The sequence below is a fragment of the Citrobacter sp. LST-B2 genome (assembly GCF_057983045.1).
In genome coordinates, this window is the sequence record NZ_CP192598.1 from 3,944,858 (window position 1) to 3,967,732 (window position 22,875).

At 50.6% G+C, this 22,875-nt stretch carries 20 protein-coding genes and 1 pseudogene; 12 read left to right on the forward strand and 9 right to left on the reverse strand.

Annotation, left to right across the window (positions count from 1 at the left end; all coding sequences use genetic code 11):
• Window positions 1-54: 54 nt before the first annotated feature.
• The 3 genes from ACQ0PY_RS18995 to ACQ0PY_RS19005 all read right to left on the reverse strand — a co-directional run bounded on the left by ACQ0PY_RS18995 (window position 55) and on the right by ACQ0PY_RS19005 (window position 2,472).
• A complete protein-coding gene (locus ACQ0PY_RS18995) occupies window positions 55-720 on the reverse strand; it encodes a fimbrial biogenesis chaperone (protein ID WP_044254128.1) in 666 nt (221 codons plus the stop codon).
• A gap of 67 nt (window positions 721-787) precedes the next feature.
• Window positions 788-1,330 (reverse strand): fimbrial protein, encoded by a 543-nt coding sequence (locus ACQ0PY_RS19000; RefSeq protein ID WP_042999437.1) that lies wholly within the window; start codon window positions 1,328-1,330, stop codon window positions 788-790.
• Between the two features lie 566 nt (window positions 1,331-1,896).
• Window positions 1,897-2,472: an LOG family protein gene (locus tag ACQ0PY_RS19005; RefSeq protein ID WP_109739453.1), complete on the reverse strand. Its 576-nt coding sequence runs from the start codon at window positions 2,470-2,472 to the stop codon at window positions 1,897-1,899.
• A 788-nt stretch (window positions 2,473-3,260) separates the two neighbouring features.
• Here ACQ0PY_RS19005 and ACQ0PY_RS19010 point away from each other — a divergent pair.
• From ACQ0PY_RS19010 to ACQ0PY_RS19055, 10 genes and pseudogenes are all read left to right on the forward strand, one after another.
• Window positions 3,261-3,866: a tyrosine-type DNA invertase gene (locus ACQ0PY_RS19010; protein ID WP_109739454.1), complete on the forward strand. Its 606-nt coding sequence runs from the start codon at window positions 3,261-3,263 to the stop codon at window positions 3,864-3,866.
• Window positions 3,867-4,323: 457 nt separating this feature from the next.
• A pseudogene (locus ACQ0PY_RS19015) lies at window positions 4,324-4,933 on the forward strand (tyrosine-type DNA invertase).
• Window positions 4,934-5,413: 480 nt separating this feature from the next.
• Entirely contained in the window at window positions 5,414-5,962 is a 549-nt protein-coding gene (gene fimA / locus ACQ0PY_RS19020; RefSeq protein ID WP_042999433.1) for a type 1 fimbrial major subunit FimA, read from the forward strand.
• Window positions 5,963-6,030: 68 nt separating this feature from the next.
• Complete coding sequence (fimI, locus tag ACQ0PY_RS19025) at window positions 6,031-6,570, forward strand: type 1 fimbrial minor subunit FimI (RefSeq protein WP_042999432.1); 540 nt, start codon at window positions 6,031-6,033, stop codon at window positions 6,568-6,570.
• A gap of 56 nt (window positions 6,571-6,626) precedes the next feature.
• Window positions 6,627-7,331, forward strand: coding sequence for a fimbria/pilus periplasmic chaperone (locus ACQ0PY_RS19030; protein ID WP_042999431.1), 705 nt, complete (start codon window positions 6,627-6,629; stop codon window positions 7,329-7,331).
• A 72-nt stretch (window positions 7,332-7,403) separates the two neighbouring features.
• Window positions 7,404-10,025, forward strand: coding sequence for a fimbrial biogenesis usher protein (locus ACQ0PY_RS19035; RefSeq protein WP_109739455.1), 2,622 nt, complete (start codon window positions 7,404-7,406; stop codon window positions 10,023-10,025).
• A gap of 10 nt (window positions 10,026-10,035) precedes the next feature.
• Entirely contained in the window at window positions 10,036-10,563 is a 528-nt protein-coding gene (gene fimF, locus ACQ0PY_RS19040) for a type 1 fimbrial adaptor subunit FimF (protein WP_042999429.1), read from the forward strand.
• 12 nt (window positions 10,564-10,575) lie between these two features.
• Window positions 10,576-11,076 carry a type 1 fimbrial minor subunit FimG gene (gene fimG, locus ACQ0PY_RS19045; RefSeq protein ID WP_044254116.1) on the forward strand — a complete coding sequence of 167 codons (501 nt, stop codon included), beginning with the start codon at window positions 10,576-10,578 and terminating at the stop codon, window positions 11,074-11,076.
• Between the two features lie 16 nt (window positions 11,077-11,092).
• Window positions 11,093-11,998 (forward strand): fimbrial protein, encoded by a 906-nt coding sequence (locus tag ACQ0PY_RS19050; RefSeq protein WP_042999427.1) that lies wholly within the window; start codon window positions 11,093-11,095, stop codon window positions 11,996-11,998.
• A 16-nt stretch (window positions 11,999-12,014) separates the two neighbouring features.
• Complete coding sequence (locus ACQ0PY_RS19055; protein ID WP_042999426.1) at window positions 12,015-13,436, forward strand: EAL domain-containing protein; 1,422 nt, start codon at window positions 12,015-12,017, stop codon at window positions 13,434-13,436.
• On the opposite strand, the gene ACQ0PY_RS19060 is transcribed toward ACQ0PY_RS19055, so the two are convergent.
• From ACQ0PY_RS19060 to ACQ0PY_RS19070, 3 genes are all read right to left on the reverse strand, one after another.
• The gene (locus tag ACQ0PY_RS19060; RefSeq protein WP_044327020.1) at window positions 13,421-14,332 is read right to left on the reverse strand and encodes a LysR family transcriptional regulator; all 912 of its coding nucleotides are present in this window, start codon (window positions 14,330-14,332) and stop codon (window positions 13,421-13,423) included. The two genes, ACQ0PY_RS19055 and ACQ0PY_RS19060, sit on opposite strands and share 16 nt — an antisense overlap.
• A 109-nt stretch (window positions 14,333-14,441) precedes the next feature.
• Window positions 14,442-16,205 (reverse strand): sulfatase, encoded by a 1,764-nt coding sequence (locus ACQ0PY_RS19065; protein ID WP_142765376.1) that lies wholly within the window; start codon window positions 16,203-16,205, stop codon window positions 14,442-14,444.
• Window position 16,206: 1 nt separating this feature from the next.
• Window positions 16,207-17,625 carry an MFS transporter gene (locus ACQ0PY_RS19070; protein WP_109739457.1) on the reverse strand — a complete coding sequence of 473 codons (1,419 nt, stop codon included), beginning with the start codon at window positions 17,623-17,625 and terminating at the stop codon, window positions 16,207-16,209.
• 517 nt (window positions 17,626-18,142) lie between these two features.
• On the opposite strand from ACQ0PY_RS19070, the gene ACQ0PY_RS19075 reads away from it, so the two are divergent.
• Window positions 18,143-18,826 (forward strand): helix-turn-helix transcriptional regulator, encoded by a 684-nt coding sequence (locus ACQ0PY_RS19075; protein ID WP_192926969.1) that lies wholly within the window; start codon window positions 18,143-18,145, stop codon window positions 18,824-18,826.
• A 13-nt stretch (window positions 18,827-18,839) separates the two neighbouring features.
• Here ACQ0PY_RS19075 and ACQ0PY_RS19080 read toward each other — a convergent pair whose 3' ends face one another.
• The 3 genes from ACQ0PY_RS19080 to ACQ0PY_RS19090 all read right to left on the reverse strand — a co-directional run bounded on the left by ACQ0PY_RS19080 (window position 18,840) and on the right by ACQ0PY_RS19090 (window position 21,294).
• Window positions 18,840-19,475: an acyl-homoserine-lactone synthase gene (locus ACQ0PY_RS19080; protein WP_042999420.1), complete on the reverse strand. Its 636-nt coding sequence runs from the start codon at window positions 19,473-19,475 to the stop codon at window positions 18,840-18,842.
• A 489-nt stretch (window positions 19,476-19,964) separates the two neighbouring features.
• Window positions 19,965-20,270: an antibiotic biosynthesis monooxygenase family protein gene (locus ACQ0PY_RS19085; protein ID WP_109739458.1), complete on the reverse strand. Its 306-nt coding sequence runs from the start codon at window positions 20,268-20,270 to the stop codon at window positions 19,965-19,967.
• A gap of 88 nt (window positions 20,271-20,358) precedes the next feature.
• Window positions 20,359-21,294 carry a LysR family transcriptional regulator gene (locus ACQ0PY_RS19090; RefSeq protein WP_042999418.1) on the reverse strand — a complete coding sequence of 312 codons (936 nt, stop codon included), beginning with the start codon at window positions 21,292-21,294 and terminating at the stop codon, window positions 20,359-20,361.
• A 137-nt stretch (window positions 21,295-21,431) separates the two neighbouring features.
• On the opposite strand from ACQ0PY_RS19090, the gene ACQ0PY_RS19095 reads away from it, so the two are divergent.
• The gene (locus ACQ0PY_RS19095; RefSeq protein WP_109739459.1) at window positions 21,432-22,862 is read left to right on the forward strand and encodes an aspartate ammonia-lyase; all 1,431 of its coding nucleotides are present in this window, start codon (window positions 21,432-21,434) and stop codon (window positions 22,860-22,862) included.
• Window positions 22,863-22,875 lie beyond the last annotated feature (13 nt).

Here is a 22,875-nt window from a genome sequence, read left to right on the forward strand (position 1 = left end):
CGCTGTCCGCCGATAACAGGACGGTTCTCTTTTTCACGGGAAGGTTGCCTGACATCACTGTTGCGCGGAGTCGGTCACGCCGCCAAAATCATTGATTGCCCGCCATGTCACCGGGCCGCTGCCGTTGATCGTCCAGCGACGCGTGCTCAGCGGGGCGATCATCCCCGGCTCGGCAAGCGCTTTGCCGCCCACGGTCAGGGAGAACAAGGAGATGTGATACGGCGTCGGGTTGTTCGCCACCAGTTGGTTTCCCTGCACGGTAAAGGTCAACTGCGTCCAGGCGTCTTTTGCCTCGCCTTTCAGCCCCTGCGGGCGATAAAAAAGTTTGAAGCGAGACTTCACGTTAATCTGCAGTTTATTGGCGTCCTCTTTTTGCGTCGGGGCGATACTTTTAATGTTCAGCCAGAACATGGACTCCCGATCGGCAGGCAATGCGCCCCCCGTAAACGTAATACGCAGGACGTTTTGCTGTTCCGGCTCAAGACGAAACAGCGGCGGCGTGACCACGAACGGCACTGCCCGCTTATCCTCTGCGTTCGCGTTTTCCACCCATGATTGCACCAGATACGGCGTCTGCGTGTCGGCATTCGTCACCGTCATGGTGGCTTCGCGCTTCCCTTCCTGATAAACAACACGGGTTCCACCCATGACAATGCCTGCCTGCGCGGTAGCGCTCAGCAGAATTAACGATGCCGTCATTGCGGCGATAAACTGTTTCATGAAGTGTGACCATCAGGAAAAGAAGAAAAAAGCGTTGAGCAGACCGGAAGCCTGCTCAGAGTGTCGATCAGTTGTATACCATCAGGAAGTCAGCAGTGCCGTTAGCGCTGCCCGCTGTCACATTCGTGGTCGTGGAAACATAATCGGCCATAAATTTCAGGTCGGCTTTATTTGATACCACATTCGCAGCGGCAGACACTGAGCCCAGCGTAATTGGCGTAGGCGCGCTACCGGCGTTATATAATTTGATACCGACACCTGTTGCGATGGAGCTGGAATTCAATGCCAGCAGTGCGGGATTATTCGCATCTGTCACCCCCGTAAATAACACGGCCACCGTTTTCACCGACGCCGGACAATTATCTACGCTGATGGTAAAAGGCGTTTTCGTGGTTTCCACCCCTGTACCGGTAAAAAAGGTTTTTGCCCATCGACCTAAATCCACGGTGGGATGTTTTGACCCCGTAGTGACATTACAGGAACTGTCGACAATCTCACCGGAAAATTCCACTGTACCACCGGTCCCCTGCACCCCAGAAACCGCTGACAGCGCGACACCAGACGCCATTGCGCTGACCAGAAACGCGGCTATACGAATTTGACTCTTCATTATTTCGCTCATTTAAACGTATTATTAATGTTTACTTTCGCCAATACAAAAATTGTTCTGGCGTTTCTCCCTTCGCATGCTCCTGCTGATAATATTCACAATCCCGTCGTGATAATACGAGGCTTTACTTGCTGTGGTAATGTGGCAAAGACAAAACATGGCCTTTTAATAAAAACTTGCATCGCTGCCATGTTAGCCGTGATTAAAATAATATTTTTCTATGTTACCAATTGCAATACCACTGAATTTTCTCCAACACCGTAAGATAAAAGTCTACATTAATATTCGCGGCCATTTTTTTATTAACTGTATCAACATCCCCTGGGGCAACGGTTAAAATAAACATAATGGCAACATATAGAGAGAAAAGAGATCATTTTCTGGGCTTTTTTTTGCCCGACGGGCATCTGGCCTAAGTGAAATTAAGAATATTCCTGGGGGGAAGGCGCCCTTTTAACCATCGATATGAATCCGGCGTAAAAATGCCCCCGGAAGGCCATAGCCTGGGCGGGGGCATGTCAGTGACAGGTGTCATCCTCTGCTCTTCAGGAGCACAATGAGTCGTCTTATTTCTGGGTCACGGTCCACTTGGAGGTCGGCGGCGTATATGTCGAAAAATATTCAACAATTTCCGGCAACGAATCGGAGAAAAACAGCATATCCACGTAGCTCTGCTTCATAAAACCTTCATCGGCCATTTTCTGTACCATGACCTGCAGCGGTTGATAAAAATTGTTCATGTTATAAAACGCACAGGGCTTGTGGTGGATGCCTAATTGTCCCCACGTCCACTGCTCAAAAATCTCTTCCAACGTGCCTGCCCCGCCGGGTAAGGCGATGAAAGCAGAAGACAATGCCGCCATGCGATCTTTACGCTGGTGCATGTTCTCAACGACCTGCAAATCAGTCAGCCCGGTATGCGCAATTTCACGTTCAACCAAAGACACGGGCATCACCCCCGTCACGTGCCCGCCGTGTCGCAGGGCGGAATCCGCCACGGCCCCCATCAATCCGACCCGGCCACCGCCATAAACAATGCCCAGCCCGGCCTGAGCCAGATAGGTTCCGGCTTCGCGCGCGGCCTGCATATAAACCGAAGAATGGCCTTCAGATGAACCGCAAAAAATACCGATAGACTTCATATAATTTCCTTTGGGAATTACTTAATCCGTAAATCTTCATTCACTCAATGTCGAAACAGCATAATGCAAAGGGGCTCAATACACTATGTGAGATCGGCCAGATGAAAGTACTGACCAGGTGATTTCCAGTAATTACCAGAACGATACGCATAAACGCCTTAGATGAATAAGAGTAGTTTCAGGCGTTATTATTCCCTCGCTCGCATTTTATTTGTCGCAAAACATTTCATCACTTAAAGACAGGCTAATTTCAGCCACACGCCCTCATCCGCCAAATATACCCGTACTAATGCAATTTCTGCGGGTTAACGGGAATCAATCTGCTCACGGCTAAATACCAGATCCCGCCTCTAAAGCGGTTATATGACTTATTATTGCTATTCTCACCGTGTTTTTTGCAGTATTGTTTACTCATTGTTGTAGTTCTACAGTGAATGCTAGCGAGGTTGCCATGTCGTTTTTCGTCCTTAGCAAAGCCTTTTGCTCATCATTCGGGGTATTCCGGAATGGGCTCGATCGTAGAACAGCAATAACGTTTATTGATTCAGTAAGATAAGCAAAAACACAAGACCAGAGGAGGCACCCAGTCGATAATGTCACGACGTTATGACGAAACAACATACAGCCATTTTCATTATCCGCTCACGTCCTTCTGTAGCGAAGCAACGTTGCATACGATTAGCGCCTACCGTGCAGTACAAATAAATCATGAGTTAAAACCGGATAAGACCATTGGATTAATGGAAATCAGCAGAACGCTTGCGCACCTGCAATCAAAAGGGAACCTAATGAAAAATAACGCCGATAATAAGAAGAGGAATTTCCTGACTCAAAATGAAATAGAGTCACTTCTCAATGCAGCAAACACGGGACCACACGCTGCCCGCAATTACTGTCTGACCTTATTGTGTTTTATTCATGGATTTCGTGCCAGTGAAATCTGTCGCCTGCAAATATCAGATATTGATATTAAATCTCGATGTATTTACATTCACCGCCTGAAAAAAGGTTTTTCGACAACACATCCATTATTAAGAGAAGAAATTCAGGCGTTAAAAAACTGGCTGACTATACGAACTGACTATCCTCATGCCAACAGTGAGTGGCTATTTTTATCAAGAAAAGGAAACCCTCTTTCTCGCCAACAGTTTTATCAAATCATTTCAGCCTCGGGCGATCACGCTGGGCTCCCGCTTGAAATTCATCCGCATATGCTTCGTCACTCATGCGGTTTTGCATTAGCCAATATGGGGATCGACACCCGTCTCATCCAGGATTACCTGGGACACCGTAACATTCGCCATACCGTCTGGTACACCGCCAGTAACGCTGGTCGATTTTACGGTATCTGGGATGACGCTAAACTCAAACAGCATAATGCTATTTCACTGTGACAGATACAACACCATGGATGGTGTTAAAACCACGATAAACAAAGCATTAATAATATTTAACCATATATTTATTATGCTTATTGTTCACTTCCATCCTTATTTGCAGCAGAATTAAACAGTTTTATTATATCCATGTAATGAATCAGGATACTTTTTTCAACATGACCTTTTCGTCAAACAAACCTTCGCCACCTTCTCACCCTCTGTAACTATTTTTCGTTTAAATTTATACACCTGACTTTGTCTACAACAGCCGCTATTGTCGCACCTGATAAAATCAATAAAAATAAGACTTATCACGTGGTAATAATATCTACGTATGTAAAAGTGATGTAATCACCAACGGTGATTAATCCCTCAAATATAATATGCCTTTAACATCGTGGATTATTTTTTAATCGCATGATGTTTTCTACAGGTGTTCATTAACAGAAACATATTTCAGGAGTAATGCATTGTGAATCGACGTCGTTATCTTACTGGCAAAGAAGTACAAGCCATGATGCAGGCTGCCCGACATGGCGCAACCGGAGAGCGAGATTATTGTCTTATTTTGCTGGCGTTCCGTCACGGCATGCGCATCAGTGAACTCCTCGATTTGCATTATCGCGACCTCGATCTCAACGAGGGACGAATCAATGTCCGTCGACTGAAAAACGGGTTTTCCACCATTCATCCACTGCGTTTTGATGAGCGTGAGGCCGTTGAACGCTGGAGTCAGGAACGCGCAGGCTGGAGAGGCGCAGGCCGCACTGACGCCGTGTTTATCTCCCGCCGGGGGACACCGCTTTCTCGCCAGCAGGCATATCGCATTATTCGGGCTGCGGGGGTTGATGCTGGAACCGTTACCCATACTCACCCCCATATGCTCCGTCACGCCTGCGGTTATGAACTTGCCGAACGGGGGGCCGATACGCGACTGATTCAGGATTATCTTGGCCATCGAAATATTCGTCATACCGTCCGTTATACCGCCAGCAACGCCGCACGTTTCGCCGGATTATGGGAGAGAAGCAGCCTGTTAGAGGTCATTTCGCAGGAGAAAAAGAAATAAGCTAACGGATTGATATAAAAAGGAAAGTCTTTACCTGAACAGGTCAATTGGGGCCAAACTGTTTATATCATAAAAAGAATTAGTAAAGCTTTGCAACTAACAAGTTAGGAATTATCGATAAACACTCTTTATCTCATTGATTAGAATAGTATTACCCCCAACATTTTTTCACATTTACCACCGCCGTTTACGCGCTTCACCATTTCTCCACCTGACTCCTGCACCATTTCAGTCATCTACATAAAACTATTTTGCAGTTTTTTATATCTAAAAAATACAATCTAAAGAAATAAAAAACCAATAAGCAAGAAATAATATGCCATTTCAAGCCGTTTATACCAACGAGTCAAAATGGCCCCAATTGACTCATTCATTGGGTAAAAACTGTGCAGAACCGGCAGTCGCCCCATTCGGCTGAAATATGGAATGCCTGGAAGGCACAACGACTGGCCATTTCGGTTCGTGATATCGACATTGTTTAAAGGAAAACAGCATGAAAATTAAAACACTGGCTATCGTTGCTATGTCAGCCCTGTCCCTGACCTCCGCGGCGGCTCTGGCCGATACCACCACGGTAAACGGCGGTACAGTGCATTTTAAAGGAGAAGTCGTTAACGCAGCCTGCGCCGTCGACGCCGGTTCAGTCGAACAAACCGTTCAGCTTGGTCAGGTTCGTTCGGCAAAACTGGCTACTGCGGGCAGCACCAGTTCTGCGGTCGGTTTCAACATTCAGCTTGATGATTGTGATACCAGCGTGTCAACCAAAGCCTCTGTCGCGTTTTCTGGCACGGCCGTTGATACCACCAACAACACCGTACTGGCACTGCAGGGCTCTGCTGCCGGTAGCGCCACTAACGTTGGCGTCCAGATCCTCGACAACAAAGGCACCCCACTGGCGCTGGACGGCGCAACCTTTAGCGCAGCAACAACCCTGAACGATGGCACGAATATCATCCCGTTCCAGGCACGTTACTACGCCACGGGCGCCGCAACTGCCGGTACCGCTAACGCAGACGCCACCTTCAAAGTTCAATACGAGTAATTCATCACGCAAGGATGCACCAGGGGCCAGGAAGGCCTGTTATCCGTAATGGGACTGAGGTGATAACGATGCAAAGGATGAAATCAGGTCTGCTGATGCTTTTACTTCCCGCCTGCGCGCTGGCCGGCAACAAGTGGAACGTGACGTTACCTGGCGGAAACATGCGTTTCCAGGGGGTCATTATTGCCGAATCTTGCCGCGTTGAAGCTGGCGATCGCCAGATGACCGTGCAAATGGGGCAGATCAGCAGCAATCGATTTCATGCGCCAGGGGAGGATATCAACCCTGTTTCTTTCGATATTCACCTTCAGGAATGCAGTACCGCCGTAAGTCAACGCGTCGGCGTGGCATTTCATGGCGTCGCGGATGGTAAAAACCCTGACGTTCTCTCCGTAGGAGAAGGTCCGGGGATCGCCAGCGGTATCGGGATAGCGTTATTTGATAAAGAGGGTAGCCAACTCCCACTTAACGGCCCACCGACGAGCTGGGCACGGCTTTACTCCGGGCCAACCACACTGCATTTCGTTGCGAAATACCGTTCTACCGGACGTCAGGTCACCGGTGGGGTCGCGAATGCACAAGCCTGGTTCTCTTTGACCTACCAGTAACAACCCCGCAGAGATAGCAAATACAGGAAACGACGGTGAATACAGCAAGGATAAACATGAAAAAAACACGCACCATGATGCGCAACCTGCTGGGCGGGATGCTGATGATAGCCGTCATGGGATTATTCACACCGGCTGAAGCTGGCGTTGCGCTGGGGGCAACACGGGTGATTTATCCGGCGGGTCAAAAACAGGTGCAACTGGCGGTCACCAATAATGATGACAGCAGCACGTATCTGATCCAGTCCTGGGTAGAAAATGCCGAGGGCGTCAAAGACGGACGTTTTGTGGTCACACCACCGCTGTTTGCCATGCAGGGAAAAAAGGAGAACACCTTACGCATCCTTGATGCAACCAACAATCAGTTACCACAGGACCGCGAGAGTCTGTTCTGGATGAACGTCAAAGCCATTCCGTCGATGGACAAATCCAGGCTCAGCGATAACACCCTGCAACTGGCCATTATCAGCCGTATCAAGCTGTATTACCGTCCAGCCGGTCTCGCGCTGCCGCCAGATCAGGCCGCAGAAAAACTCACTTTCCGCCGCAGCGCAGGCACGCTCACATTGATCAACCCAACGCCGTACTACCTGACGGTGACCGAACTCAATGCCGGCACCCGGGTACTGGAAAATGCCCTTGTGCCTCCCCTGGGCGAAGCCCGCGTGAAGTTGCCAGCCGATGCGGGCAGCGAGATTACTTATAAAACCATTAATGACTATGGCGCACTCACGCCGCGCATGAAAGGCGCACTGCGATAACGAACAGGGAATCCGCGTGATCCCTGAATAAAAAAAGAACTGACAGCCGGGCGATTTTGAACCGGAGGGACTATGTCATATCTGAAACCTGGACTCGTCCACAGGCGGCGTTATGCACCACTTTTGTCAGGCGCAATGGCGCAGATCCCCTTTGCCTTTTTGCTTGCCTCACACACATTTTCCGCGCAGGCAGAACTCTATTTTAACCCGCGCTTTCTGGCGGACGATCCGGCTGCCGTCGCGGATCTTTCCGGTTTTGAAAAGGGACATGAGCTCCCCCCCGGCACGTATCGCGTCGATATTTATCTGAACGAGGGGTTTATGACCACCCGCGACGTCACTTTTCATGCCAGCGACAACCACCGCGAACTAACCCCGTGCCTGACGCGTGAACAGCTCGCCACAATGGGGCTGAACACCGCTGCCGTCAGTGGAATGAACGTGTTGGCAGCGGATGCCTGTGTCCCGTTAACGGAAATGATCCCTGACGCCACCACCCGTTTAGATGTGGGTCAGCAGCGGTTGTATTTGACGATTCCTCAGGCCTTTATGGGAAATCAGGCTCGCGGTTATATCCCGCCGGAACGCTGGGATCATGGGATTACCGCCGGGCTACTGAATTACAACTTCACCGGCAACAATGTCCAGAACGACGTCGGCGGCAGCAGCAACTACGCCTACTTAAACCTGCAAAGTGGCCTTAATCTGGGCGCGTGGCGTCTGCGCGACAATACCACCTGGAGCTACAGCAGCGTCGGGAGTGCCTCGAGCAATGAAAACAAATGGCAGCACGTTAATACCTGGCTGGAAAGAGACATCACGCCGTTGCGCTCACGCCTGACACTCGGCGACAGCTATACCAACGGCGATGTCTTTGACGGCATTAACTTCCGCGGCGCGCAGCTCGCATCTGATGACAATATGCTGCCGGACAGCCAGAAAGGCTTTGCCCCGGTGATCCATGGGATTGCGCGCGGGACGGCACAGGTCTCCATCAAACAGAATGGCTATGAGATCTATCACAGCACGGTACCGCCTGGCCCCTTCAGCATTAGCGACCTGTATGCCGCGGGTAACGGCGGCGATCTGCAGGTTACCATCAAGGAAGCCGACGGGAGCAGCCAGAACTTCACCGTTCCTTACTCCTCAGTCCCGGTATTGCAACGTGAAGGCCATACCCGCTATGCCGTCACCGCCGGAGAGTACCGTAGCGGTAACGATCAGCAGGAAGAACCGACCTTTTTTCAGAGCACCATACTCCACGGCCTCCCGGCTGGCTGGACCTTGTACGGCGGTACACAACTGGCAGACCGCTACCGCGCCTTCAATCTGGGGGTGGGGAAAAACATGGGGGTGCTGGGGGCGCTGTCGGTGGACATCACTCAGGCCAATGCCACTCTGCCCGATGACAGCAAACATCAGGGACAGTCGGTGCGTTTCCTCTATAACAAATCACTCAGCGACGTTGGCACGAATATCCAACTGGTGGGCTATCGCTACTCCACACGCGGATATTTTAGCTTTGCCGATACCACTTACCGTCGGATGAGCGGCCATGACGTCGAAACGCAGGATGGCGTGATTCAGGTTCAGCCGAAATTCACGGACTACTACAACCTCGCCTATAACAAGCGCGGCAAAGTGCAGGTGAGCCTGACCCAGCAGTTAGGCCGCACCGCCACGCTCTATCTGAGCGGAAGTCACCAGACTTACTGGGGCACCGACAGCGCTGATGAACAATTGCAGGCCGGTCTGAATACCGCCATCGGCGATATCAACTGGACGCTGAGCTACAGCCTGACCAAAAACGCCTGGCAGGATGGTCGCGACCAGATGCTGGCTATTAACGTCAATATTCCTTTCAGCCACTGGCTGCGCTCGGACAGTCAGTCCGTCTGGCGACACGCCAGCGCCAGCTACAGCATGTCGAATGACCTCAACGGTCGAATGACCAACCTGGCGGGGCTGTATGGCACCGTGCTGGAAGACAATAACCTCAGCTACAGCGTGCAAACCGGCTATGCGGGCGGTGGTGAAGGTAACAGCAGCAGCACTGGCTATGCCACGCTGAACTATCGCGGCGGTTCTGGCAATGCCAACGTCGGTTACAGCCGTAGCGACGGACTCAAACAGTTCTATTACGGGATGAGCGGCGGCGTGCTGGCACATGCTAATGGCGTCACGCTGAGTCAACCACTCAATGACACGGTTGTGCTGATTAAGGCTCCCGGCGCTGAGGGCGCGAAAGTGGAAAACCAGACCGGAGTACGCACTGACTGGCGTGGCTATGCGGTGCTGCCTTACGCCACCGAGTACCGGGAAAACCGGGTGGCGCTGGATACCAATACGCTCGCCGATAACGTTGATCTGGATGAGGCAGTGGTCAACGTCGTCCCCACGCACGGCGCGATCGTCCGGGCGGAATTTAACGCCCACGTCGGGATGAAACTGCTGATGACGCTCATCCATAACGGCAAGCCGGTACCATTCGGCGCAATGGTAACCGCCGACAGCAGCCAAAGCAGCAGCATCGTCGCCGATAACGGTCAGGTTTATCTGAGCGGTATGCCGCTGGCAGGCAAGGTTCGGGTGAAATGGGGTGACGGCGCAAACGCCAGCTGTGTGGCGGAGTACCGCTTATCCGCAGAAAACCAACAACAGTTGCTCAGCCAGCTCACGGCGCAATGCCGCTAAGGACAAGATGATGAACAAACGTCTTTATCTGCTGGGTGCCATCTTCTCGCTGGTCAGCGCCAGTGCGTTCGCCGCCGACAGCACAATCACGATCAGCGGATATGTCAGGGATAACGCCTGCGCCGTGGCGGGCGAATCGAAAGATTTTACCGTCGATTTGCTGGATAACGCCGCTAAACAGTTCAGCCATATCGGCGCCACCACGCCTGTCGTCCCGTTTCGTATTGTGCTTTCTCCCTGCGGCACGTCGGTCACGGCGGTAAAAGTCGGTTTTATCGGTATTGCCGACAACGATAACACCCGCTTATTGAAACTCGACAGCGGAACATCGGCGGCGGCAGGGATGGGAATCGAGATCCTCAACGGCCAGCAAACGACACTGCCGCTGAATGCCGGGTCCGCCACCCTTCCGTGGACGACCCTGACGCCCGGTCAGACCAATACGCTTAACTTTTATGCCCGCCTGATGGCAACGCAGCTCCCCGTCACGCCGGGACACGTCAATGCAACAGCGACGTTCACTCTTGAATTTCAGTAAGCGGAGGCTTTGATGAAATGGTTTCAACCCCGGTGGCTACTGACAGTCATCCTTGCCGCTTCTGCTGTTGTGCAGGCGGCTGACGTGACCATTACCGTGAACGGGAAAGTGGTCGCCAAACCGTGCACGGTGTCGACCACCACTGCCACCGTCGAACTGGGCGATCTCTACACCTTCAGTCTGGTCAATGCCGGTTCCTCCTCCGCGTGGCACAGCGTGGCGCTTGAGCTAAGCAATTGTCCGGTGGGCACCTCGCGCGTCACCGCCAGCTTCAGCGGTACCGCCGACAGCACGGGCTACTACAAAAACCAGGGGACTGCCGGAAATATCCAGCTTGAACTCCAGGATGACAGCGGTAACAGACTGAACACCGGCGCGACAAAATCAGTGGTGGTGGATGACGCCTCGCAATCCGCCCGTTTTCCTTTGCAGGTCAGGGCGTTGTCGGTCAACGGCGGCGCAACCCAGGGAACGATCCAGGCGGTGATTAACGTGACCTATACCTATGCATGACCAGGAGAGTATGTTGATGAAAAGAGTCGTAACCCTGTTGACGACACTGTTGCTGATGGGCTGGTCAATCAATGCCTGGTCCTTTGCGTGCAAAACCGCCAGCGGCGCGACCATTCCCATTGGCGGCGGTAGCGCGAACGTCTACGTTGATCTCTCGCCTGCGGTTAACGTCGGGCAAAACCTGGTGGTCGACCTCTCAACGCAGATTTTTTGTCATAACGATTATCCCGAAACCATCACTGACTATGTCACCCTTCAGCAGGGGTCCGCTTACGGCGGCGTGTTATCGAGTTTTTCCGGCTCCGTAAGATACAACGGCTCCAGCTACCCGTTTCCGACCACCAGCGAAACCGCACGGATGATCTATGACTCGAGAGTCGATAAGCCGTGGCCGACCGTCCTGTATCTGACGCCAATCAGTTCTGCGGGCGGCGTCGCAATCAGTGCAGGAACGCTTATTGCTAAACTCATTCTCCGCCAGACCAACAACAAAAACAGCGATGACTTTCAGTTCGTCTGGAGCATTTATGCGAACAATAGTGTGGTCATTCCGACTGGCGGCTGCGATGTCTCCTCCCGCAACGTCACGGTTACGCTGCCGGACTATCCGGGCTCCGCCCCCGTTCCGCTGACGGTCTACTGCGCGCAGAGCCAAAATCTGACGTATTACCTCTCCGGCACCACCGCAGATTCCGCCAATTCGATCTTTACCAATACCGCGTCGTCTTCGCCCGCGAAGGGCATCGGTGTTCAGCTCACGCGCAACGGTACCATCGTCCCCGCCAACAGCACCGTGTCATTAGGCACGGTCGGCACCTCTGCCGTGAGCCTCGGCTTAACGGCTAACTACGCGCGAACCAGCGGACAAGTGACGGCAGGCAATGTTCAGTCAATCATTGGGGTGACGTTTGTTTATCAGTGATGTGGGAAAGCCGGGGATGGACTACATTTTGTCCCCCTGCCCCTGTGCCGCCGAAGGTCTCGCGAGGATGATGACGCCAGACCGCCAGCGTCTGGTGCTGCTTAATTCGCCGTCGCTGGATATCTCAACGCTTCCTGCACTGGCGTCAGCACGCCGGATCGTGGTGTTTCTTCCTGACGATCCCCTTTGGCTGCTCACCACGTTGCAGCAGGCGGCGCTTCTGCTGGAACAGGCCGCTGTCCCCCTGCCGATGCTTATCCTCAGCCGCTGTCCTGACCGTTGGTTGTGGCACACGCTGGAGCATCTTGTGACGCGTCGCCGTCTGCTGACGGAAATCCGGGCCGTCGCCTCGGATTTACCGACACGCTGCATTGCCGCGCTATTGCGCGGGCACGGGTTGCAGGATGTCCCTCCTTTGGGCCAATGCGCAGATAACCAGACGTTGATTTATGGCAAGCCGACAATCGGCCTCAGCAAACCAGAGCTCAACGCCATTGTGGATTTGCTGCACGGATACAACATCCCTGAACGGGCGCAACAGCGAGGCATAAGCCAAAAAACCCTTTATAATCAGAGAACTTCAGGACTTAAAAAGATGGCGGAACATTTCCCGCAACTGGCGACACACTTTCCCGGCAACCCAGAAACGCGGCTGAACAGAAGCGGTAGCGATGCGTTATCCGCCTTCGAACGTGAATTCGTCCATGCCATCCGTTGCCGGCAACTCTTTCCGGTGTTTCAACCGATTGTGGATAGCCACCACCGTTTACAAGGGATGGAAATACTCTCACGCTGGCGGCGCGAGGGTACGGTCCTGCAACCCGGCGCATTTTTGCCACAAATACGTGCTGAATACGCCTGGCAGGTGCTGACCGCATTTGTTTTGCAGGAAGCGATACAGAAAATCAACCAGCATCCCGGGGAGTTTTATTTCTCACTTAATATCCCTGCCGCCCTCGCCAGCCATGAATGCCTTCCACGAATGCTGGAAGCGGCGAAACAGCAACTGGTGTCGCCACAGCAAACGGACAGACTGGTGCTGGAATTTGCTGAGACCATCGAGTTCAGTCAAAGGGGAAAAACCGCCGCGAACATCGACAAATTAAAACGGCTCGGCTTTCGGATTATGCTCGATGACTGTTTCTCACAAGGTAGCGTGATGTTTCCGGTCAGGCAGATCCAGTTTAACGAATATAAGCTGGATATGTGTATTATCAATGAGATGCAACGCGATCCACACGCGCTGGCGCTGATAAAAAGCCTGAACTATTACTGTATGCTGACCGGTAGTCGCTGCGTTGCCGAAGGGGTCGACAGTGAAGAGAAATTTACGATATTGAAAGCATTAGGTATCGATCGCTTTCAGGGATATCTCATCTCCCCGCCGGTAGGCGGGAATATGCTTGAACGGTTTGTGGACCGCTACATATCATTCTGATCAAACATGCTTTTTGACGAAATGATGGTCTCAATAAATTTTTTCTTATGGTCATACTTCAGCACATCGTCTATGTACATGATGCCGGTATCAAAAGAGGGAATGTTCTTCGCCAGATTGAGGCGACGCAGACCACGGTGACGCGCTTCGGCTTCCAGATGTATGGAAAGCGCCAGAATGCATTGCGTCTGTTTCGCCAGCGCAATAGCATTCGATACCGAACAGACTTCAAATCTGACCTTTTCTGGCGAAATAGGACAAAGCAAAGGATCGTTAAACTCTTCGTTTTCCGATTCATGCTTAAGAATGACCCACTCACAGTGATTAAGCTGCGCTTCGGTAATCTGCGGCACATACGCAAGCGGATGATCGCTCGCGCAATACAGGACAAACCGGGTCGTGAAGATCGGAAGGTAATTTATTGCCGCAATTCTGTTTTCCGCAGCGGGTATCGCCCCTAACGCAAGATCGCATTCGCCTTTCAGTAAATGCTGTTGCCCCAGTGCTGTATTACTGTTTTTGATCACCATCCGGATTTGCGGATACAGCCTCACATAGTCCTTCATCAGATGAAATAAGACGCCATGACTCCACGCGTGCCCGCACTCGATCACCAGTTGCTGTCTGTGGCTATGCTTTATCGCATCAATACTGAGTAAAGCCTGCTGGTAATTGCGATCCAGCAGGCAGGCATGCTGATACAGGCTTTCGCCATAAACCGTTAAGGAAATCTTTTTCCCCTCACGGAACAACAAAGGGATCCCAAGCTCCGACTCGAGTCGTTGCATATTTTGGGTTAGGGTCGGTTGAGAGATAAACAGACTTTCCGCCGCCGAGGTAAAGGTCTTTTTATCTACCAGCACTTTGAACTGAAAAATTAATTTGTGTAAATACATTCGCCTCACCACGGTTTCCGGGATTGATGATGCCTGCCTGATGCGTAGCGATGAAGATAGACGGGAACTCCGGCAAAATCGGGCTCCCGGATGAGTGAGGCATGCAGACTCAGTAGGGTTTATTGAACAGTCCGTAAAGTGCCGACTCATAATCACCGCTGTCATACAGCGCTTTCACCGCCTGCTTGGTGATGCTGCGCTGCCCGGAGATCGTTGCCAGATCCTGAAGGAATTTATCCCCTCCGGGGCAGGCCGCTATCTCAAGGAGCAATGCCCGGGTATCCGGATGCATATCAAGGCAGGCAAGAGAGCCTAAATACTGCTGCATCACCCGTTTGCGCATTTCATGTTCCTGTCGCACGAACTCCGCGTCAATACGCGCGTCGTCGACGGGGATCCCCAGACGCCGCCATTCATCTTCCGGAGCCTGCGCCTCACGCATTGCCTGCGACAGTTTGCGGATAAACAGCGCTTCACGTTCAGGATCGCAGAGCGGATGCTCCTGCTTCGCATCGTGAGCTAAATCGAACAGCAAATTGCCGTGCGCATAAGAACTGTAAAAACCGGCGGAACCCGGGATTTTCAGCACCGGCGTCTGGTGGGTGAAGACAAAACCAGGATGCAGAGTGGCTTCCTGCAATTCAGCGAGATTAAACATCCTGCGCATGCGCATCGGCATCAGCGTGTACTCGTATAGCGGGGTATTTTCCGGCGACTGGCTCCCTCTCATATAGACATAGCGACCATCGGTGATCGACACATGCGCGCCGAAATAGCCAAAAATAGCCTCTGATTTAATCGGCATTTGTCGCGCTATGACCGGAGACAATGCCTTGCCTGTCATGTTGTGCGTTTTCTCAATGCCAAACGCCTCAAGCAACGTCACCGCCAGATCGTGCATCTGCGCCAGTTGGGTTCGCGACTCGCCAGCCCGTCGACTTCTGGGATCCCAAATAAAGAAGGGGACATGCGCAATCTCGTTATACACCGGCATAACACTTTTCCCCGACCACTCTTTTTCACCAAACATAAAGCCGTGGTCGGTATTCACAATAAGCATTGTGTCCTGCCACAGATGATGTGCGTCGAAAAAGTCCAGCACCTGGCCAAGATATTCATCGCACATCAACATCAGCGCCTGATAATGCTTTTCACCGTTCACCACTTTCTGCGGATTATTGATCCTCTCTGTCGAACTGTATTCCGGCCAGTCGTCAGGGTTATTGAGCAGTTCAGGATCGACCATGCGCTTGAAACGATCCGGCACATAAAAGGGCTCATGCGGATCAAAACTCTCTATTTGCAATAACCAGTTATCCTGCTGATAGTTTTCCGCCAGGAAAGCCAGCCCGGCCTGATAACAGCGCGCCTGCGGGAAATCTTTCTCTTCACGAATATAACTGCGGTTAATCTGATCGTGCTCGATCATATTACGGCGCAGCGGTTCGGCGTTTTTCCATGAATCCAGTTCACGGGCGCCGTCGAAGCCAATCTTCGCTTTCCAGAGATCCCCCTCCTGCCCGCGCATAAACTCATAACTGCTGTAGCGATTATGGTAGGTCGCCCCGCCATCTTCCCAGTAGTGCTGATGGTCGGTAATTAAATGGCAATAGACGCCGTGCTTTTTAATGATTTCAAAAATAGAGTCATCAAAGGGTTCCAGCGGCCCCCAACTGCGATGCAGGAAATTCAACCGTCCGGTATGCAAATCGCGTCGGGCTGGCATGCAGGGCATTGAGCCAACATAGAAATTATCAAAACGAACGGTTTTCCCCTCCAGTCGTTTAAAATTAGGCAGAGGAAATGCGTCGGCCTGATAAGCCGGGAGCTTATTACGACGCAGGGTATCAAACATCAGCATAACAACTTTCATATTACTCTCCATCCCCGAGCAGTTTCATGCAGATCGCCTGATGATTTTTTTTGTTCAGGGTATAAAAAATCATCGAAAACAGTGACAGGAGTTGCCCGCAAACCGGCGTCAGGACCATCAAAATAAGCAATCCATGTAATGTTCCCGCCGTTTGCGCCTGCGCGCCGGGTAGATAACCAATAAGATCAAGGACGCCGCCCAGCACAAAGGCACCCAGCGCAGAACCAAATTTGTTGGAGAACGTTAATGTGGAGGAGGCAATTCCGGCGGCATTCTTTTTCGTTTTCCAGCGTAATTCATCCGCGCAATCAGTGACCATCATCCAGGTAATCAGCGACCCGCCCTGACAAAACGCCATCACGCAGGCGAGAAGTATCAAAGTAAAGGTGACATTTTCAGGCGAGAAGGTGAGCCAGAGTATCAGCGAGGGAACCATGGCAATAAAACAGATGATCACAAATGCCGTTTTATTTCCATAGCGAGATACTAACCACTTAACCAGCAGATATATTGATGCGCCAAACAGCATATTCAGTAATGCTCCCGTCGCAACCAGCTTTGTATTGTGGAGAACCCACATATAAAACTGAACGGTCACCCCGGCGGTAATCGCTAAGGACAGCGTGTTCGCCGAAGAGGCCAACGCCAGGCATCCCAGTGAACGACTACGAAAAGCCAGCGACAGCTGTTTGAAAACGGCCACCACAATATTCTGCTGTTCACCCGCCGGGTCGGTCTGTAATCCCTTTTCATCGTGCACAATACGTTGCCAGTTATCCTGTCTACGGGCGCCGTAAGCGCAAATCCAGAATCCCAGCGTGGTCACGACCCCAAATAAAATGCCGAGGTAGTGATAGCTATGAAAATCAACCACCACATTACCCGTCGCATCCCGGGTCTGGCTGAATGCAGATAAAATATAAATGCCGCCCGCGCTGACGATAAACTGGGCGATAATCCCGGTAAATTGCTTGAATAACACAATATTACTGCGTTCATTGACCTTGTCTGTAATGTAGGCCGTTAATGAGTGGTACGGGATATTCGACACGGTAGAGACAAGGGAGTAGAGCATATAAACGCAGGCGATATAAACCACCCTGCCCGTCGCGGAGAAATCCGGAGAGGCAAAAACCATCCAGGTTGTAAAACCCAGTACCGGTGCTGATGTGATTATCCAGAAGCGGTATTTACCCAGTCGCGTCCGGGTTCTGTCACCCATCGCGCCCATCACCGGATCGATAAACGCATCAATCCCCCGTGCGGCAAGCGTGATGGCGCCCACCGTGGCCGGATTCACACCATAGACATCAGAAGCATAGGTAATAAAGAAAACCAGCATCGCGTAAAAACTGAGGTTGGAGGCAAATCCGCCCCCCATTGCGTAGCAGAGTTTGTCAGAGACCGTCAGACGTTCCATTTTATTATCCTTGTATTTTGTATGGCCTCCTTATTGTTAAAAAAGAGAGACTCGGGACGACAATTGTTTGCATCCTGAACCTATAGTAAAAACCTATAATCCCCCGCGCCTGCGCATCGCGCGGGTAAATAATATTTTGTAATTATTCAGTTTTTATTCCGCAACCGTAACCGGCATTGATTAAACACGCCGCTGGACAATATTCATATTTGTGACCCTGGTTCAATTTCCGCCACCGACAGTACGGGTGGCGCAATGGCCTGACATTGGCCCACACTCTGTCTTTACGCTCCTCTGTTCGTGATGTCTGGCATCCGATTGTGCCGCCCGGCTCAACAAACCTTCGGGGCCAACTTGACGGTCATGCCATGAACCTCAGTCCTGGCGTTTTTATACACAATTTGACATAAGGACAGGAAATATCGACTGTTGTGGGGTAAGTCCATTTTGTCAGGTAACGAGGCAGGCTATACTCTTTCAAACACTCATCTCAGAGGCAGCAACTGGCGTGAAGGATATGTATTACAACGATGAAGGGATCAATGCGTTAATCCAGAATGAACTGAATGCGTTCATTAAGGACTACAAAAATACGATCTACGCATATGCGATTATGAACAAGAAAGATCCCTCGCAAATGCAGATTATCAATAATAATCCTGAGTGGTTTAACATCTATCTTGAAAGAAAATACCAGTTTATTGACCCTGTTATTATTAGGGCTTTAAGCAGTGTTGAAGATTTTTTCTGGGAGAACAAGGTGCTGCTGGCGAACGGTTATAACCTGACGCGCATTTTCAGTGAAAGTTCTGAACACAATATTTATCAGGGTCAGACGTTTCCCCTGCATGACTATCTGAATAATCTTGTCGTATTATCCATCATCAGCCAGAAGGATTCGGGGATAGAGATGGAAGCCTGCCGCGCGCACTTCATGCATTTTCTCATTCAGTTACATCAAAAGACCCTTAATCTTTACAGTAAAGTGCATCAGAAAAAGAACGTTTTTTTGTCACCGCGCGAACGACAAATTTTGAAGTGGGTTAGTGCGGGTAAAACCTATGCCGAAGTCTCGGTTATATTGTCAATTGCAGAGCGAACCGTGAAATTTCATATGAGCAATGCAATGAAAAAGCTGGGCGTAAACAACGCCAGGCATGCGGTAAAACTTGGAATGGAGCTCAGATTACTGGATAACTGAACTCCGTGCGGGATTACAGACGGCGAAGTTGTTGAAGTATCTCGCGGAGCCAGTGGCTGGCCTTATCTTTGCTGATGATGCTCTCAATTGCGCTTTCACTCGCCGGCATAAAAATATAGTAGATAGTTTCACCTTTCTCAGAAAGTCCTTTCTGAATCACGTCAATTTTCCAGTTCGCATGACGGAAAATGGCATACATACCGCGACTGGCAACGGCGAACATGCCCCGATACTGTTTCTTCATGCAATAGACGATCATTGCCAGAAACAGTGCCTTACTGGCGGGCATCCCGCGAAGGTTTCCGCAATCACGTCTCTCTTTATCTAAAAACAGGCGGCTCACTTCACAGCAGGGAATATCCGTAGGGAGCGTAATATTATCGAAGTACTCATGGAATATTTCGCTGATCATCGTCGGTTGCGTGGCATCGATAAATCGGGCGCCGCACAGGATTTCTCCCTCATGCATCCCTAACAGGTAAGTCGTGTTTTCGTTATCAAATTGATCCTTTTCCAGGCCATCAGTACATTCTACTTTCCAGTTGAGCCGCTCACGAAATGTTCGGTTTCTCAGGCGGTAGAGTTCAGTGGCAAAACCTGACGGCAACTCATCGCGATCAAGCAAAAAAAACTCAACAAAAGAGTTCATTTATTCATTCCTGATAATAACATTCCGAAATTATTATCCCCTGTCTTTTAGGACAGCTTTTTTTCAGGTCGGGTCTTACTTATACTTAAAAAATACCTGACTAATAGCGCTCGCGGCACATACTAGTCAGGCGGTCAAAGACCAACGTAACACCAGGGATAAATCCACCCGAGATTATCTAACATTTAGACTCCCGGGTACAGAATGCAATAAGCACTTAATCAATAAAAAACTATTAAAACACGACAAATATCAAATATTTTACCTTATTATATTGCCCCTTGTATTTTCAAGGGGTAATATTTAAGGTTGAGTTAACTATTAAGCTCAATGCTCTTCCTCGCTCGATCACATCCTTTTACATCACGCGCCATTTTCTCTTTCTGTCCCTCTACCTCCATCCTTATTTCTCTCTTGTAAGAAAATAGTCCTGTTTGCAAAGATTGCGTGAGATCAGCGGAAGTTACGCTTCCGTAAGATGGTCGAATTTTATCCTTCCGATGAATAATCTCGCAGAACGTGCGCAACGCGGATGCGGTAAAAAGAGAATATCGACTCCCGGCCTTCCCTTTGCGCTGCCCGGTGTTTCATGTTGCTCTTCCACACCGCGACGGCGTCTTCACTCTCCCACCAGGAAAGCGATAAAATCTTCCCTTCCGTACTCAGGCTTTTGAAACGCTCAATCGAAATGAAGCCCTCAATATTAACAAGTTCGTTCCTGAGTTCAGCGGCAAGCTGTAAATATCGCTCCTGCTGAGTCGGTACTGTATCCGCTTCAAAAATCACCGCTATCATAACAATCTCCTGGGTTAGCATTTCCGCTACTTTAGCGGTAAGTACCGGGCAATACTTCGCTGAAGACCGAATCATGCCTGGTTAGGGATCATGACGGCACATCCGCATTGAGCTTACTGTAGAACCCCTGTTCCAGTTTCGTTTCCAGTATTGACTGGACCTCAATCGCCAGGTTTTTATAGAACTCAGACAGTTCATCATCCTTACAGAGCAGGACAATTTTGCGGCGTTCTTTGCGATTGTTGATCCGGATGATCTTCAGCGAGTCAGTAAAGGCGGGAAGTGTGGTAATAAACAGCGGCGTGGTCAGCGTCCATCCGTAGCCGCAGGAAATTAATTTCAGAATGTCATCAGCATTATCCATTTCAAACTGGATAGACGGAGACAGGTTATTCCATTTCAGCCAGTTGAGCGTCTGGATGCCGGTCGGCGTATTGCGGGTATAGGCGATGTAGTCCCTGTTTTTACACAACTCTTCCAGCCGCGTTTCCGGCCAGGCTTTGGGACAAACGCACAGAAACTCCTCTTCAATCAGCGGGTACATTCTGACATTAGGCGGCATCTCGGTATGCAGCATCGTGATGGCCAGGTTAATGCTGCCCGTATTCAGCGCGGAAAGCAGCCCCGATGCTGTACCGGTAACCTGAAAAATATGTTTCACCTGCGGTTGTAGAAAGGTCAGGATATCCAGGCCGATAGATTTACCGATCGAATCCACAAAGCCGATTTTCAAATGTGAAATATGCCCGTGACTGATCGCGTTTATATGTTCCTGCAGATAAACACCGCTATCGATAATCTTTTTTCCCAGCGGGTACAGCGCCTGCCCGGCTATCGTCATCTGAATGGGTCGCTGTGAACGGTTAATCACTTCAGTCTTTAAGCCATTTTCCAGATTCGCGATCTGCTGAGAAATCGAGGATTGAGTCAGGTTGAGTTTCTTTGCCGCAGCGGTAAATGACCCCGTCTCAATGACTGCTAAAAACGCCTGTAACTGCTTAAAATCGAAGTTAATATCCTTCATTACCGCCTCTACTATTACATTTTTTAATAATGAGTATTTATCTTTTCAATGCTTTTTTTCTTTGAGCCACTTCAAATTATCTGTACTGCCAGCCAATTAAGGTAGCGATACACCTTAATACAGGAAGAGACATAACGATGCGTGAAGAAAAGGATCTATTAGGAACGTTAATGGTGCCGGAGGAAGCCTACTACGGTATTCAAACGCAACGGGCGGTACTGAATTTTTCAGTTTCGGGGAAAACGGCCGGGGACATTCCGCATTTCCTGTGGTCAATCGCCGCGATAAAACAAGCGGCTGCTCAGGCCAACGCGCAAATTGGCGCGTTGGATCAGCAGAAAGCCGCCGTCATCGTGACGGCGTCGCAGGAGGTGATGAACGGCGATTTTGACGCCCATTTCCCGATTGATATTTTTCAGGGCGGCGGCGGCACCTCGACCAATATGAACATGAATGAAGTGGTGGCTAACCGCGCGAATGAACTGCTCACCGGCGTACGGGGATATGATGCGATTCACCCAAATACGCACGTTAATATGGGACAGTCGACCAACGACGTCATTCCTGCGGCGATGAAAATGACCAGTCGCATGAATATCAAGCATTTGCTGGTGCAACTGGAAAAACTGGAAGCCGTACTGGCGGATAAAAGCCGTGAGTTTGCCGACAAAGTGAAATTAGGCCGCACCTGCTTACAGGATGCGGTGCCAATGACGTTTGGCCAACAGTTTGGCGCCTATCGCACACAGGTCAACCGGCTTAGGGAAAAACTGGCCGAGGTCAACGAGGAGGCGCTGTATTTACCCCTGGGAGCGACGGCGATTGGTACGGGGTTGTCCACCCATGAGGGATATCTTCCGGCGGTGTATCAATGGCTGGAGACCCTCACTGGCGAGCAATATCGCCCGGAAGCGGATTTTTTCGATGGTCTGCAACACGGTGACTTCTATATTGAATTCTCCGCACAGCTCAAGAAAATCGCCGCCTTTCTCTCTAAAATGGCGACCGATTTTCGTATTCAGGGTTCAGGGCCGCGCGCCGGTTTTAATGAAATTATTGTCCCTGCCGTGCAACCGGGTTCGTCCATCATGCCGGGCAAAATTAACCCGGTCATGCCCGAACTGATGAATCAAATTGCGTATCAGGTTATCGGTAATGACGTCACGGTAACCATGGCGGTTGAGGGCGGCGAGCTTGACCTGAACGTGTGGGAACCGGTGTTGCTAAAGGCGCTCTTCGAATCCTGCTCGTTACTGAGTCGGGGGATACCGCTGTTCATCGATAAATGTCTGAAAGATATCGCGATAAATGAAGAAGTGAGTGCTCTCTACGCAGAGGAAAGTACGGCGCTGGCCACCGTCGTGGCAACCCTGTTTGGCTATCAGGTAGGATCGCGAATTGCAAAAACCGCGTATCAACAGCAGTGCAGCGTAAAGCAGGTCGTGCTGGCAGAAAAACTGCTGACACCGGAACAGGCGGATTATCTGCTTGATCCGATGAATATGACCGATCCGCAAAAGAGTACGGCAGCGATTAAACGTTATCAAACAGAAATGAATATGTCGTAATCATCTGTTATCG

What these genes read in the sequence shown, in the direction of transcription:
- ACQ0PY_RS18995 (WP_044254128.1), bottom strand. Translation starts at nt 720, where the DNA reads ATGAAACAGTTTATCGCCGCAATGACGGCATCGTTAATTCTGCTGAGC.
- ACQ0PY_RS19000 (WP_042999437.1), bottom strand. Translation starts at nt 1,330, where the DNA reads ATGAAGAGTCAAATTCGTATAGCCGCGTTTCTGGTCAGCGCAATGGCG.
- ACQ0PY_RS19005 (WP_109739453.1), bottom strand. Translation starts at nt 2,472, where the DNA reads ATGAAGTCTATCGGTATTTTTTGCGGTTCATCTGAAGGCCATTCTTCG.
- ACQ0PY_RS19010 (WP_109739454.1), top strand. Translation starts at nt 3,261, where the DNA reads ATGAAAAATAACGCCGATAATAAGAAGAGGAATTTCCTGACTCAAAAT.
- fimA (WP_042999433.1), top strand. Translation starts at nt 5,414, where the DNA reads ATGAAAATTAAAACACTGGCTATCGTTGCTATGTCAGCCCTGTCCCTG.
- fimI (WP_042999432.1), top strand. Translation starts at nt 6,031, where the DNA reads ATGCAAAGGATGAAATCAGGTCTGCTGATGCTTTTACTTCCCGCCTGC.
- ACQ0PY_RS19030 (WP_042999431.1), top strand. Translation starts at nt 6,627, where the DNA reads ATGAAAAAAACACGCACCATGATGCGCAACCTGCTGGGCGGGATGCTG.
- ACQ0PY_RS19035 (WP_109739455.1), top strand. Translation starts at nt 7,404, where the DNA reads ATGTCATATCTGAAACCTGGACTCGTCCACAGGCGGCGTTATGCACCA.
- fimF (WP_042999429.1), top strand. Translation starts at nt 10,036, where the DNA reads ATGAACAAACGTCTTTATCTGCTGGGTGCCATCTTCTCGCTGGTCAGC.
- fimG (WP_044254116.1), top strand. Translation starts at nt 10,576, where the DNA reads ATGAAATGGTTTCAACCCCGGTGGCTACTGACAGTCATCCTTGCCGCT.
- ACQ0PY_RS19050 (WP_042999427.1), top strand. Translation starts at nt 11,093, where the DNA reads ATGAAAAGAGTCGTAACCCTGTTGACGACACTGTTGCTGATGGGCTGG.
- ACQ0PY_RS19055 (WP_042999426.1), top strand. Translation starts at nt 12,015, where the DNA reads ATGGACTACATTTTGTCCCCCTGCCCCTGTGCCGCCGAAGGTCTCGCG.
- ACQ0PY_RS19060 (WP_044327020.1), bottom strand. Translation starts at nt 14,332, where the DNA reads ATGTATTTACACAAATTAATTTTTCAGTTCAAAGTGCTGGTAGATAAA.
- ACQ0PY_RS19065 (WP_142765376.1), bottom strand. Translation starts at nt 16,205, where the DNA reads ATGAAAGTTGTTATGCTGATGTTTGATACCCTGCGTCGTAATAAGCTC.
- ACQ0PY_RS19070 (WP_109739457.1), bottom strand. Translation starts at nt 17,625, where the DNA reads ATGGAACGTCTGACGGTCTCTGACAAACTCTGCTACGCAATGGGGGGC.
- ACQ0PY_RS19075 (WP_192926969.1), top strand. Translation starts at nt 18,143, where the DNA reads ATGTATTACAACGATGAAGGGATCAATGCGTTAATCCAGAATGAACTG.
- ACQ0PY_RS19080 (WP_042999420.1), bottom strand. Translation starts at nt 19,475, where the DNA reads ATGAACTCTTTTGTTGAGTTTTTTTTGCTTGATCGCGATGAGTTGCCG.
- ACQ0PY_RS19085 (WP_109739458.1), bottom strand. Translation starts at nt 20,270, where the DNA reads ATGATAGCGGTGATTTTTGAAGCGGATACAGTACCGACTCAGCAGGAG.
- ACQ0PY_RS19090 (WP_042999418.1), bottom strand. Translation starts at nt 21,294, where the DNA reads ATGAAGGATATTAACTTCGATTTTAAGCAGTTACAGGCGTTTTTAGCA.
- ACQ0PY_RS19095 (WP_109739459.1), top strand. Translation starts at nt 21,432, where the DNA reads ATGCGTGAAGAAAAGGATCTATTAGGAACGTTAATGGTGCCGGAGGAA.